Here is a 13,050-nt window from a genome sequence, read left to right as displayed (position 1 = left end):
ATTAATTTTTCATTTTTGTTGCGTCGCGGACGTCAATGTTTTTGCTTACCCGGAAAAGGTTGATGATGATGGCGATTGCGAGTGCGGTCTCGGCTGCGGCGATGGCGATTCCAAAGAGGGTGAACATCCATCCTTCCATCGAGGAGGGGAAGAGATAGCGGTTGAAGACCACAAAGTTGATGTCGACCGCATTGAGCATGAGCTCAAGGGATATGAGCATGGCTATCATGTTGCGGCGGGTCAGGAAGCCGTAGACGCCGCAGCAAAACATCACGATTGCGGGAACGAGATACCAGATCAGTGTAATATCCATTGGTGAAATGTTTGAATTAGCGTTTACGTGCGATTACGACACCACCGATTATGCAGGCGAGCAGCAGTACGCTGACGGCCTCGAACGGCAGAAGATATTGTCCGTAGTTTGTGCCGAGCATTGCTTCGCCGATGCGGTGCATTGACGGGTTGGCCATAGAGGGCAGCGATGTAAAGAGGTCGGCAGAGCGTGAGCAGAGGGCCCAGGCACAGGCTCCGGCTGTGGCGAGAGCGCCGACGAGGCCGAGAAATTTTTTGCGCGAGGTTAACTGCTTGCTGTTGTCACCGGGATGAGTCGTGAGCAGAATTGCAAAGACGAAGAGGACCACTATACCGCCGGCGTAGACCGCAATCTGAACCGAGCCGAGAAACTCATAGTCGAGCTTGAAGTAGAGGGCTGCGGTCGCGAAAAGGACGAAGAGCAGATATGTGGCCGCACGCAGGATTTTGCGTGTGGTGACAGTCAGTACCGAGAAGATGACAATCGACAGGGCGATTATCCAATAAAAGATTGTACTTCCTACTGATTCCATATACTGTGATAGTAATTAATTATCGTGATTGGTGATGAAAAGAGGTTCAGTTTGCGGCACCGGCGTTTTTCTCGGCTTCGCGTTTTGCCTTGAGGGCAGCGGCTTTTTCGAGCGCGGCGCGGATCTTGGCCTCTTTTTCAGGATCGCCCTTTGCGGCGGCGAGTGCCTTTGCGGCGGCGTCGTCAGCGGCTGGAACCTGGGCTGCGGGGGCGGCCGGTGTGGCGGCTGCGCCTGCTGCTGCGGCTTTCTTGGCTTCGGCGGCTGCCTTGGCGGCTGCTATTTTGGCTTCTTTCTCGGCTTTCATCTTCTCGATCTGCTCAGGGGTGGGCTGAGGTTCGGGCTTTTCAGGGAGATAGTTGAGAAGCTTGACGAGTTTGCTGCGGGTGTAGAGCGCCTGCTCGAAGTCATTGCTGAATTCAAGGGCGTCAGTCGGACAGTTTGTCACGCAAAGCTGGCAGAAGGTGCAGCTTCCGAGATCGTAGTGATATTTGTCGAGTTTCTTTTTCTTTTTGCCGTCCCATGTTTCGACGGTCTTGATGTCGAGGGAGATGGTGTTGTTGGGGCAGACACGCTCGCAGGTGCCGCAGGCGATACATTTGTGGTCACCCTGGTCGTCATACTTGAGTGTAAGGATTGCCCTGAAGCGGTCGGCGACAGGCAGATTGTCTCGGTTGTCGGGATACTCTTCAGTGATTTTGGGGGTGACAAATTCCTTACCGGTTACCTGCATGCCTTTTACAAGGCTGGCTATGCCGGATCCAAGATTTGAGAAATACTCTTTTACACTTCCCATGTCAATTGTACTCTTTCGGTTATGTGCTGTGGATGTTATGATCGGATTATTTTTTTTGCTTTGGCGCCGTGTCAGTCTCTTACCTGTCCGCCGACTATGTCGAGAAGCTCGGTGGTGATACTCTGCTGGCGGAGTTTGTTGTATTCGAGCTGAAGCTGTTCGAGGAGTTTCTTGGCGTTGTCGTTGGCACTCTGCATGGCCATGATGCGGGCGGCTTGCTCCGAGGCGCGGTTTTCGGTGAAGATTTCCTGCATGACGGCCAGAAGGAACATCGGGAGGACGGAGACGAAGATCGTCGGGGCGTCAGGCTCGAAGATGTAGGGCCGGCAGAGGGTTTTGGCTCCTTCGGCCGCGAATGATTCGGGGCAGACGGGGAGAAGGGCGTCGCAGCGGGGACGCTGGCGGCTGACCGACTGGAAGTTCATGTAGAGAATTCTCACGCTGTCAAACTCGCCTGCGATGAAGCGTTTTTCAAGGCTGCGGGTGAACTGCTTGACGGCTTCGCCGCTTGATTTGGAATCGACTCCTTCAGCGTGGCTCACGGTGATGCCGGGCAGGGCGGTGAGGCGTCCGGCGGCTTTGACCATTTTGCGGCCTACGGGGATCAGAGTGATCCTGACCTGGTCGCCGTAAATTTCGCGGAGCTGGCCGATGGATTTAACGAGTTCCTTGTAGATATTGATGTTATAGGCTCCGCAGAGACCGTCGTCACTGCCGAGGACCACGATTGCCACCGAGGCAACGTCACGCGCCTCGGTGAGGGGTGATGAGAACTCGGCGTCGGCTGAGAGGAGGTTGCCTATGATGTTCTCTATCTGCTGGCGGAATGGCAGGAGGCGACGGAGATCGCCCTCGGCACGGTGCATCTTGGCCGAGGAGATCATCTTCATCGCGCCCGTGATCTTCTCGCTGGAAGCCACGGAGCCGATTCGTCCTTTTAGTTCGCGGAGTGTTGCCATGTGAGCTTTGGTTGCTGTTCTTCTTATTTATATGATCCCGAAATTTCAGCCGCTGCTTCGGTGAGCTTGGCGGTGATGTCGTCATCAAGCTTTCCGGCGCGGATTGACTCCATGACTTCGGGATATTTTGTGTTGACGAGCTGGAGGAAGTTTTTCTCGAACTCGGCAACTTTGTCGAGGGGCACGTTTTCAAGCAGCCCTTTGGTGCCGCAGTAGATGACGGCCACTTCGTCTTCGACCTTCATCGGGGCGTACTGAGGCTGGATGAGCAGGCGTTCGTTTTTGCGGCCTTTGTCGATGACGCGGGCGGTCACTGGGTCGATGTCGCCGCCGAATTTGGTGAACGATTCGAGCTCGCGGAACTGTGCCTGGTCGATCTTGAGCGTGCCGGCCACTTTTTTCATTGATTTGATCTGCGCGTTACCGCCCACACGCGACACGGAGATACCTACGTTGATGGCCGGGCGGATGCCTCGGTTGAAGAGAGCGGTTTCGAGGAAGATCTGGCCGTCGGTGATCGAGATCACGTTGGTGGGGATGTAGGCCGAAACGTCACCTGCCTGGGTCTCGATGATAGGGAGCGCGGTGAGCGAGCCGCCGCCTTTGACTCTGTCTTTGAGCGAGGCTGGAAGGTCATTCATCTGGCTTGCCACCTGCTGGTTGTCGATGATCTTGGCGGCACGTTCAAGCAGACGGCTGTGGAGATAGAAGATATCGCCGGGATATGCTTCGCGGCCTGAGGGGCGCTTGAGAATGAGCGAGATCTCGCGATAGGCCACGGCCTGCTTCGAGAGGTCGTCATAGACGATGAGGGCGTCGCGGCCGGTATCGCGGATGTATTCGCCGATGGCTACTCCGGCAAAGGGGGCATAGTAGCGCATTGACGCCGAGTCGGCGGCGGTGGCTGCGACTACCACGGTGTAGTCAAGCGCTCCGTGCTGACGGAGGGTCTCAACGATGGCTGCTACGGACGATGCTTTCTGTCCGATGGCCACGTATATGCAGTAGACAGGTTTTCCTGCCTCGAAGTTTGCGCGCTGGTTGATGATGGTGTCAATGGCGATGGCTGTCTTGCCGATCTGGCGGTCGCCGATGATGAGCTCGCGCTGTCCGCGGCCAATGGGCACCATTGAGTCGATTGCTTTCAGACCTGTCTGGAGCGGCTGCTTGACGGGCTGACGGAAAATAACGCCGGGGGCCTTGCGTTCGAGGGGCATGGGGAAGAGTTCGCCCTGGATTGGGCCGCGGCCGTCGATAGGTTCGCCGAGTACGTTGATCACGCGACCGAACACGCCGTCGCCTACGTGGATCGAGGCGATCTCGCCTGTGCGCTTGACGGTCATGTTTTCAGTAACGTTGTTGATTTCGTTGAGGAGGATGACACCCACATTGCTTTCCTCAAGGTTGAGGGCTACACCTTTCACTCCGTTTTCAAATTCTACAAGCTCGTTGGCGCAGACATTGTCGAGACCGTAGACGTGGGCTACTCCGTCGCCTACTTCCAGAACAACTCCTGTCTCTTCGAAAGACACTTTGGAGCTGACGTTCTCCAGCTGCTGTTTTAAGACCTGAGAAATCTCGCTTGGGTTTATCATTTTGGTATGAGGGGGATGTGAAGTTGGTTAGTTGCTTAAAAGTTTCAGACGCAATTGTTTGAGTTCATCGGCCACAGAGGCGTCAAGCTTCTCGTTGTTGATTGTTACGGTGAAGCCTCCTATTAGGGAGGGGTCGACGCGATGGTGATACTCCATTGTTCCGCCGTCGAGATGGCGGAGGATGAGTTTGCGTAGCCGTTCTTCCTCGGCCTGCGCCATAGGGGCGGCAGAGGTGACGGTGACAAGGTAGATGTGATGTTCGCTGCGATAGAGCTTCATGTAGGCGAGAGCTATGTCACGGGCGACATCAAGGCGGTTGTTGTCAGCTAAAAGCTGCAGGAAGCGGGCATATACTTCATCGTTTCCTGAGGCTCCGGCAGCGGTTGTCAGGAGTTTCATCTTGTCGGCTGCAGGGATGAAGGGGTTGCCTACGGCCTGCTGGAGCGACGGCTCGGAAGCGAAGGAGCTTTCAAGTGCGTGCATCAGGTCATAGATGCGTCGGTCGGCCTTCTTCTCGGAGGCGAACTCGAAAAGCGCTTTTGCGTATCGGCTTGGGATGAGACCTTGATTCATTGCTTGGTGGTTGGAACCTTAGGGTTAACGGATGATGAGAGTAGTGGAAGTTTAGAGGGGAGACTGCCGGAAATGCGGAACTGAGGTTCTTGCCCTTGCCGTTCCGGAGCTGACGGCCTGAGTGGCTGTCGGTCCGGTACGGCTGGAGGGGTATCAGTTCTGTTTTTCCATTTCGTCAAGCAGAGAACTTACGAGCTGTTCCTGGGCTTTTTCGTCTTTCATCTGGTTGCGGACGACTTTCTGTGCGATGTCGAGGGCAAATGACGAGACTTCGTTGCGGAACTGCTGTTCGGCTTGCTTGCGTTCCTGTTCGATTGACACTTTTGCTGCGTCCATCACCTTTTTGGCTTCGGTTTGCGCTGCGGAGCGGGCTTCCTCGATGATCTGGGTTTTCATCTTGTCGGCTTCGCGGAGCATGTCGGCCTGCTGGCGACGGGCGTCGGCTATGTATTTATCCGCCTCTTCGCGGGCATGGTCAAGCTGTTGTTTGGCATTTTGAGCATACTCCACACCTTTGTCGATGAGGTCGGCTCGGTCAGACACTCCTTTCATGATCGCCGGCCAGCCCCACTTCCACAGGACGAAGAAGAGGATGGCGAACGATACGAACATCCAGAATATCAGACCGAAATCAGGCGTGAAAAGTTCCATTTTTCAGATAGATGAAGCTTGGAGATCAGCCCACAAACATTGCGAGGATACAAACGATAACAGCGAAGAGGGCCACACCTTCGATAAGGGCGGCGATAACGATCATGTTACTGCGGATGTCGCCGGTTGATTCGGGCTGACGTGCGATAGCTTCCATGGCGGATCCACCGATCTTGCCGATGCCGATGCCGGCGCCAATTGCTGCGATTGCTGCACCGATGCAAACGCCGATGCCGAGGGTTCCTTCGATAGCTGCTAAAATCATTGCTAACATAATTGCGGGAGATTAAAGGGTTATTTTGATTTTTTTGGTTATGCGTGGGTTTCTGTGCCCGTGGAGGCCGGGAGGCCGGGGGCGTGGGGGTCTTCTTCCTTCTTGTGGTCTTCATGATGGCCTTCTTCCTGGCCGAGGGCTATGAAGAGGGTCGAGAGCATGGTGAACACGTAGGCCTGGATGAAGCTCACAAGCACGTCGATCAGAAGCATGAACACCGAGAAGATGATGCTGACCACGGCTGTGGCGCCGGTCACGACCGGGCCCATAGCTGCGAAAATGAAGATGAGGAGGGTGAGCACGATCACGATCATGTGGCCGCCCATCATGTTGGCGAATAGACGGACTGTCAGCGCTGCGGGTTTGGTGAACACGCCGAAGATTTCGATGATAGGCATGATCGGGAGGGGCCATTTGAGCCACCAGGGCACATCGGGGTTGAAGATTTCTTTCCAGTAGTGTTTGGTGGCGAAGATGTTGGTGATCAGGAAGGTGATTATGGCAAGCACGAGAGTCACGGCTATGTTGCCTGTGAGGTTGGCGCCGCCGGGGAAGATCACTATCAGGCCCAGGAGGTTCATCACGAGAATGAAGAAGAATACTGTCAGAAGATAGGGGGCGAATTTGTTGGCCTTGTTTTTGAGGGTGGGCTTGATGACACCGTCATAGATGAAGAGGATCACAAATTCGATGGCTCCCGTCATCTTGCGGGGGGCTTTGAGGCCCTGGTTGCGGTGCCAGCGGGCTACAGAGAGGATGCTCCAGATGACCAGCAGGACTGCGATGAAGACGCCGCAGACGTTTTTGGTGATGGAGATGTCAACGGTGGGTTTCACTTCCTTGCCGTCGATTATCTCCACTACTTTTCCCTTGTAGGGGCTGTCTTTTCCGGCTATGCGGAAAAGCGCCGAGCCGTCGCGGTATTCCTTTCCGTGGTCCACTCGCGCCGAGGAGAATACGTGGAGTCCGTCACTGCCCCAGACTATTACGGGCAGGGGTATGCTCTTGTGGTGATTGAACGGCACTTCCCAGCCGTAGCGGTCGCCAAGGTGCTCGAAGATGATGCCCTGGGCGTCAACGGCTCCGCTTTTCTCCTGAGAGTCGGCCTCGTGACCGGAGGCGCGGCCCGCAAGGGGAAGCAGAAGGGCCACAAAGGCCATTGCGATTGCTGCGAGAATATTTCGTTTCATCATCACCATTATTAATATATGCAGACTGACACGATGTTGCTGTCGACATCGACTATTCCGCCACTGACGCTGATGCGCTGCTCTTCGCCGTCGGCGGCCGCGGTGTAGCGGATTTCACCGGGGGTCAGAGTTGAGATCAGAGCGGCATGGCCGGGGAGGACGGTGAAGGCGCCGAGCGCACCGGGAAGATGCACTGCTTTGACTTCTCCCTGAAAGAGGATGTCTTCGGCCGAGATGACTTTTAGTATCATGCTTTATCTGCTGTTTTGAGAGATTCGGGTGGAGTGGATATGCTGGAGAGGGGTGCTTATTTCGAAACCTCTGCGAGGAGTTTCTTGCCCTTTTCGATGGCTTCGTCGATGGTGCCGACGTTGAGGAATGCCTGTTCGGGATATTCGTCCATCTCTCCGGAGAGAATCATCTTGAAGCCGCGGATGGTCTCGCTCAGGGGCACCATGACACCGGGCAGGCCGGTGAACTGCTCGGCCACGTGGAACGGCTGCGAGAGGAAGCGCTGGGCGCGACGGGCGCGGGCAACCACGAGTTTGTCTTCGTCGGAAAGTTCATCGACACCGAGGATGGCGATGATGTCCTGAAGCTCGTTGTATTTCTGAAGAAGCTGCTTGACGGCCTGTGCGGTGTTGTAGTGGTCTTCGCCGATGATGTTCGGGTCGAGGATTCGGGAGGTTGATTCCAGAGGGTCTACGGCGGGATAAATGCCGAGCTCGGAGATCTTACGCGAGAGCACTGTGGTGGCGTCAAGGAAGCTGAAGGTGGTGGCAGGCGCGGGGTCGGTCAAGTCGTCGGCAGGCACGTAGATGGCCTGGACTGAGGTGATCGAGCCGTTTTTGGTTGAGGTGATTCGTTCCTGCAGGGCACCCATTTCAGATGCGAGGGTGGGCTGATAGCCTACAGCCGAAGGCATACGGCCGAGGAGCGCCGATACTTCCGATCCGGCCTGGGTGAAACGGAAGATGTTGTCAATGAAGAGAAGGATATCCTTGCCGCCGCCGTCCTGATCGCGGAACTGCTCGGCCACGGTGAGGCCTGAAAGAGCCACACGCAGACGAGCGCCCGGAGGTTCGTTCATCTGGCCGAAGACAAGGGTTGCCTGCGACTGGGCCACCTGGTCCATGTCGACATCAGCGAGATTCCACTCGCCTTTTTCCATGCCTTCTTCAAATTTCTTGCCATATTTCATTACGCCGCTCTCAATCATCTCGCGCAGAAGGTCGTTGCCTTCACGGGTACGCTCGCCGACACCGGTGAACACCGAGAAGCCGTTGTGGCCTTTGGCGATGTTGTTGATGAGCTCCATGATGAGCACTGTCTTGCCCACACCGGCGCCACCGAACAGACCGATCTTACCACCCTTGCTGTAGGGTTCGAGAAGGTCGATGACCTTGATGCCGGTGAAGAGAATTTCGGTACCGATTGTCAGATCGTCGAATTTCGGCGCAGGCTGGTGGATCGGGCGGAGTTCTTCGCGCTTCAGTTCGGGAAGACGGTCGATGGCATCGCCGATCACGTTAAGGAGTCGGCCTTTCACCTGCTCGCCGGTCGGAACGGCGATGGGACGTTCGAGGTTGTCGACACGCATTCCGCGGCGAAGACCGTCGGTACTCTCCATAGCCACACAGCGCACGGTGTCTTCGCCGATATGCTGCTCAACTTCGAGAATGAGCTCTCCTCCCTCCGGACGTGTTACCTTGAGAGCCGTGTAGATCGGGGGGATGAGATTGTCTTCACCATCGAAAATCACGTCGACCACAGGACCGATTACCTGGGCGATCTTGCCGAATTTTTCACTCATCGCGTTTATAGTTTTTTGGCGAGCAGGCCTGTCAGTTGGTCTGATGGCCGGCCGTTTGGTTAGTTTATTTTGTGTGAGAGATATTTTTTGTGTTTAGAGATACAATCCGAATGTTACAACAATTACCATGAGCACAAGGTTGAACAGATTGATCGGAAGAAGGTATTTCCATTCGAGTGTCAGCAGCTGGTCGATACGCAGACGGGGGAAAGTCCACTTGAACCAGATGATGATGAATGAAAGTGCGATAGCCTTGCCGATGAACCACACAAACGATGGTATATAGTCCATTACGTGGTTGAACGCGTCAAGTCCGGGAATGTGGAGAGGCATCCAGCCGCCGAAGAAAAGGAGGGCGGCGACACCTGACACGATGAAGAGGTTGAGATATTCGGCAAGATAGAAAAATCCGAAGTGAATACCGGAATATTCGGTGTGATAGCCGGCGGTAAGCTCACTTTCGGCTTCAGGAAGGTCAAACGGGCCGCGGTTGGTTTCGGCTGTGCCGGCGATCATGAAGATCACAAAGGCGATGATGGCCGGAATGTGGCCTGAGAAGATGAACCACAGATGACTCTGGGCTTCAACAATGCCTCCTACCGACATTGTGCCGGCCATGACAACCATTGTCACCACGCAAAGTCCCATCGAGAGCTCATAGCTGACCATCTGCGCGCCTGAACGAAGGGCGCCGATGAGGGTAAACTTATTGTTTGATGACCATCCTGCCAGAAGAATGCCAAGCACGCCGATCGAAGAGACGGCAAGGAGGAAGAAGATGCCGACGTTGAAGTCGATGATCTGAAGTCCATTGCCCCACGGAAGCACGGCAAAAGCGAGCATCGAGGCTATGATTACCAAATATGGAGCCAGTGCGAAGAGAAATTTGTCGATATGGTTCAGCGAGATAAGCTCTTTGATGAGAATCTTGAACATATCGGCGATACTCTGCATCAAGCCCCAGGGGCCTACACGGTTCGGGCCGAGACGGCACTGGAAATAGGCGCACACCTTACGCTCGAAAAGAATGTAGAAAAGGGCCAGGACTGCATAGAGCAGCATCAACCCTACTCCGATGAGCAGACATTCGAGGGTCACGGCAGCCCATTCGGGGATGTAGTCCGTGAGGAAAGAATGAAGCCAGGCGGTTCCTACTGATAAGTCTTGCATATTGAAAAGTTACTTATAGTTTACTCTCTGTGTTTTTTTGACTCGTAATTTTTCACTTGAATCTCTGTTTCTGCGGCATCAGATCCGGATCAGCGGTCGATGTCAGGAACGATATAGTCAAGCGAACCTCCGATTGTGATAAGGTCGGCGATCTTCTGTCCGTCGGTGATGTGGTCGACCACGGCTGCGGCAGGAAGACACGGAGGTGCTATCTTAAGACGATAGGGACTTGTTGTGCCATCGCTTTCAAGATAGATTCCGAACGTGCCGCGGCAGCCTTCGACCATCTTGAACCAGTGGCCTACGGGGAGCTTGAGCACTTTGGGCACCTTCACGCAGTAATCGCCTTCGGGAATGTTGTCGACAAGCTGTGCGATGATGCGCGCGCTCTGAACCATTTCGTCCATGCGGACTTTGAAACGGGCCATCGAGTCGCCTTCCTCGCGCACCACTTCTTCGAAATCGAGTTCGGAGTAGATGCTGTAGGGGGCACACTTGCGCACGTCGCAGGCCCAGCCTGAGCCTCGGCCGTTGGGGCCTGTCACAGCCCAGGAAATGGCGTCTTCACGGGTGAGCACACCGACGTTTTCCATTCGGTTGCGGGCAATGACGTTACCGGTGAATATCTTGTTGTACTCCTTGATGTTTGCGGGGAGCACGTCGAGAAGCGCGTGGACATCTTTCACGAAGTCGGGATGCAGATCCTGCATTACGCCACCGATGCAGTCATAGTTGAAAGTCATGCGCGCGCCGCAGGTCTTCTCCATGATGTCGAGAATCTGCTCGCGGACACGGAGGGTGTAGAAGAGCATGGTGGTCGCGCCGAGGTCCATGCAGTAGGTGCCGATGAAGAGACAGTGGGAGGCGATGCGCGAAAGCTCGTCCATGAGCACTCGGATCACCTGGGCACGGCGCGAAATTTCGATGCCTGCGGCCTCTTCGATGAGCATGCAGAGACAGTGGTGATAGGGATGCGCCGAGAAGTAGTCGAGACGGTCCATGAAGTGGAGGGTCTGCGGATAAGTCAGCTTCTCGCATATCTTTTCAACTCCGCGGTGGATATAGCCGAGGTAGATATCGATCTTCTTGATGGTCTCGCCGTCAATTGCAGTGCGGAAACGAAGCACACCGTGGGTTGCCGGGTGCTGCGGGCCGATGTTGACCACGAAGTCTTCCGGCTGGAAGATGCGGCGCTCGTGCTTTTCGATTTTTCCGTCGGCAGTCTCGGTCCAGACGTCGGTGAAGTCAGTCTGGCGTTCGTTTTCAATCGAGACAGGGTTGATCGAAGGATCTTCGTCATAATCCTTGCGCAGGGGATAGCCTTTCCAGTCGAGATTGAGGAAGAGGCGGCGCATATCGGGGTTGTTGATGAAGATGATCCCGAAGAAGTCATAGACCTCGCGTTCATAGACGGTCGCGATGGCCCAGAGATCGAAAATCGAATGGATGAGCGGACGCTCACGGTCACCGGTGGCCATGACCTTCACGGCGAGGTGAGTGTTGAATTTTGTGGAAGTGAGGTAATAGACACAGCCCATACCGTTTTCCTTCCAGTCCATACCCACGATTGTCACAAGGAAATCAAATGAGAGGTCAGCGTCGTCGCGAAGGGTCTTCGCGAAATCGTGCCACTTGGCGTCGGGTACGGTCACCTGCATTATATCGCCGTCTTCAATGACAGCCTCAGGCAACAGCGTTGAGATCTTTTCCCGGATGTTGGACATATTATATGTGTATAATAATGTGGTGTATTATCAATGAAATCAGTCGTTCACTCCGGGAACCGGATGTGCTTTAAGAAATTCGGCCTGCTTTTCCTGGCGGTTGACACCTCCGAAGAACTTCTCGACCTTGATCTTGCGTGAGAGCTGCATGATACCATAGATCATGGCTTCCGGACGGGGAGGACAGCCGGGGATGAATACATCTACCGGGACAATATCCTCAATGCCCATAGCCACGTGATAGCTCTTCTTGAACGGACCGCCGGAGATGGCGCAGCTGCCGCAGGCAATCACATATTTCGGCTCTGCCAGCTGATCATAGAGACGGCGGAACACGGGCACCATGCGGTGGACAATCGTACCGGCCACCATCATGAAGTCGGCCTGACGTGGCGAGGCACGGGCAACTTCCCAGCCGAATCGCGCCATGTCATAACGGGCGGCTCCAAGCGACACAAATTCGATGCCGCAGCAACTGGTGGCAAAGGTGAGCGGCCAGATAGAGTTGGAACGCCCCCAGTTGATAAGTTTGTCAAAAGAACCGACAACCACGTTGGTGCCGCTCTCCTGAAGTTTCTTGACAAGATCCTCGATGTATTCGTTGTCCTTCCATGCCTCGTAGGGCATGCCTTGAGTAGTTACTTCCATTCAAGAGCTCCTTTCCGCCAGGCATAGACAAGGCCCAGCACAATGATTCCAAAAAAGACTGCGATCGCAGTGAGGCCTGAGGTTCCAAGCTCATGGACTCTCACTGCCCAGGGATAGAGAAACACGGTTTCTACGTCAAACATCAGGAAGAGTATGGCAAAAAGATAATATCCCACCTTGAACTGAGCCATAGACTCACCTCTGGTAGGAATACCGCACTCATAAGCCTCACCCTTCTGCGGGTTGAACGAACGTGGAGAAATGAGACCCGCAAGCCATAAAGCGATGGCGACAAGAGCAACGCCCGTCAAGAGCGCCACAACAGCAAGGGTCACATTCTGAATTGCCAATGCTATCATAAAGTAATTAATACGGTTTCTTTACTATAATACACTGTATTCCAGTGCGATAAGCCAACATTAGGACTCCAACGGGCACAAAAATCCCGAATCGCAGTGCAAATATAGTCAAAATTTCCCAAAACTCCCCAAACTTTTTTAGATGCTTTATAACAATATATACCTAAAACCGACAATCTTAGCCAAAGCGGCCAAACCAAAAGGTGGATGCCGGAGCGCGGGGGGATTGCGATTGGTGGGGGATTGCGGTGAGGATTGCTGGGGGGGATATCCCGAAGCAGAGTAATTGCAGAAGAAGGGATATAAAAAAAGCGGGCCGGAAGCTGTCTCTGTGACAGGATCCGGTCCGCGGTTTAGAGGGGGCGGTTATCTACTTTCCCACTTTCGTAGTATCATCGACGTGGTGAGGTTTAACTTCTCTGTTCGGAATGGGAAGAGGTGGAGCCCTCACGCTAT

General features: G+C 54.5%; 15 protein-coding genes and 1 rRNA gene. All 16 read right to left on the bottom strand.

All coding sequences use genetic code 11. The features are described 5' to 3' along the window. Nucleotide 1: 1 nt before the first annotated feature. The gene (gene nuoK, locus C5O23_RS11695; protein ID WP_107033122.1) at nt 2-313 is read right to left on the bottom strand and encodes an NADH-quinone oxidoreductase subunit NuoK; all 312 of its coding nucleotides are present in this window, start codon (nt 311-313) and stop codon (nt 2-4) included. Nucleotides 314-329: 16 nt separating this feature from the next. Then, on the bottom strand, nt 330-845 hold the full coding sequence (locus C5O23_RS11690) for an NADH-quinone oxidoreductase subunit J family protein (RefSeq protein WP_107033121.1): 516 nt from the start codon (nt 843-845) through the stop codon (nt 330-332). A gap of 46 nt (nt 846-891) precedes the next feature. Continuing rightward, complete coding sequence (locus tag C5O23_RS11685; protein ID WP_107033120.1) at nt 892-1,638, bottom strand: NuoI/complex I 23 kDa subunit family protein; 747 nt, start codon at nt 1,636-1,638, stop codon at nt 892-894. Between the two features lie 71 nt (nt 1,639-1,709). Beyond that, nucleotides 1,710-2,597, bottom strand: coding sequence for an ATP synthase F1 subunit gamma (gene atpG / locus C5O23_RS11680; RefSeq protein ID WP_107033119.1), 888 nt, complete (start codon nt 2,595-2,597; stop codon nt 1,710-1,712). 23 nt (nt 2,598-2,620) lie between these two features. Beyond that, the gene (atpA, locus tag C5O23_RS11675) at nt 2,621-4,192 is read right to left on the bottom strand and encodes a F0F1 ATP synthase subunit alpha (protein ID WP_107033118.1); all 1,572 of its coding nucleotides are present in this window, start codon (nt 4,190-4,192) and stop codon (nt 2,621-2,623) included. 27 nt (nt 4,193-4,219) lie between these two features. Beyond that, nucleotides 4,220-4,765 (bottom strand): F0F1 ATP synthase subunit delta, encoded by a 546-nt coding sequence (locus tag C5O23_RS11670; protein ID WP_107033117.1) that lies wholly within the window; start codon nt 4,763-4,765, stop codon nt 4,220-4,222. Between the two features lie 153 nt (nt 4,766-4,918). Then, nucleotides 4,919-5,416, bottom strand: coding sequence for a F0F1 ATP synthase subunit B (gene atpF / locus C5O23_RS11665; protein WP_107033116.1), 498 nt, complete (start codon nt 5,414-5,416; stop codon nt 4,919-4,921). A gap of 25 nt (nt 5,417-5,441) precedes the next feature. Further along, complete coding sequence (gene atpE / locus C5O23_RS11660; protein ID WP_162496197.1) at nt 5,442-5,693, bottom strand: ATP synthase F0 subunit C; 252 nt, start codon at nt 5,691-5,693, stop codon at nt 5,442-5,444. A 35-nt stretch (nt 5,694-5,728) separates the two neighbouring features. Beyond that, nucleotides 5,729-6,880, bottom strand: coding sequence for a F0F1 ATP synthase subunit A (gene atpB / locus C5O23_RS11655; protein WP_107033136.1), 1,152 nt, complete (start codon nt 6,878-6,880; stop codon nt 5,729-5,731). Nucleotides 6,881-6,891: 11 nt separating this feature from the next. After that, the gene (gene atpC / locus C5O23_RS11650; protein WP_107033114.1) at nt 6,892-7,131 is read right to left on the bottom strand and encodes an ATP synthase F1 subunit epsilon; all 240 of its coding nucleotides are present in this window, start codon (nt 7,129-7,131) and stop codon (nt 6,892-6,894) included. Between the two features lie 56 nt (nt 7,132-7,187). Then, a complete protein-coding gene (gene atpD / locus C5O23_RS11645) occupies nt 7,188-8,693 on the bottom strand; it encodes a F0F1 ATP synthase subunit beta (RefSeq protein ID WP_107033113.1) in 1,506 nt (501 codons plus the stop codon). Nucleotides 8,694-8,786: 93 nt separating this feature from the next. Next, complete coding sequence (gene nuoH, locus C5O23_RS11640; protein WP_107033112.1) at nt 8,787-9,863, bottom strand: NADH-quinone oxidoreductase subunit NuoH; 1,077 nt, start codon at nt 9,861-9,863, stop codon at nt 8,787-8,789. Nucleotides 9,864-9,952: 89 nt separating this feature from the next. Beyond that, nucleotides 9,953-11,587, bottom strand: a complete 1,635-nt coding sequence (locus C5O23_RS11635) for an NADH-quinone oxidoreductase subunit D-related protein (RefSeq protein ID WP_107033111.1) — start codon at nt 11,585-11,587, stop codon at nt 9,953-9,955. Between the two features lie 39 nt (nt 11,588-11,626). Further along, on the bottom strand, nt 11,627-12,235 hold the full coding sequence (locus C5O23_RS11630) for an NADH-quinone oxidoreductase subunit B (protein WP_107033110.1): 609 nt from the start codon (nt 12,233-12,235) through the stop codon (nt 11,627-11,629). Further along, complete coding sequence (locus tag C5O23_RS11625; RefSeq protein ID WP_107033109.1) at nt 12,226-12,594, bottom strand: NADH-quinone oxidoreductase subunit A; 369 nt, start codon at nt 12,592-12,594, stop codon at nt 12,226-12,228. The genes C5O23_RS11630 and C5O23_RS11625 overlap by 10 nt, the downstream gene beginning before the upstream one ends. A gap of 357 nt (nt 12,595-12,951) precedes the next feature. Continuing rightward, nucleotides 12,952-13,050, bottom strand: a 5S ribosomal RNA gene (gene rrf / locus C5O23_RS11620); the annotation flags it as partial.

The sequence above is a fragment of the Duncaniella muris genome (genome assembly GCF_003024805.1).
GTDB classification, from domain to species: Bacteria; Bacteroidota; Bacteroidia; order Bacteroidales; family Muribaculaceae; genus Duncaniella; species Duncaniella muris.
This window is presented reverse-complemented; position numbering and strand designations above follow the sequence as displayed.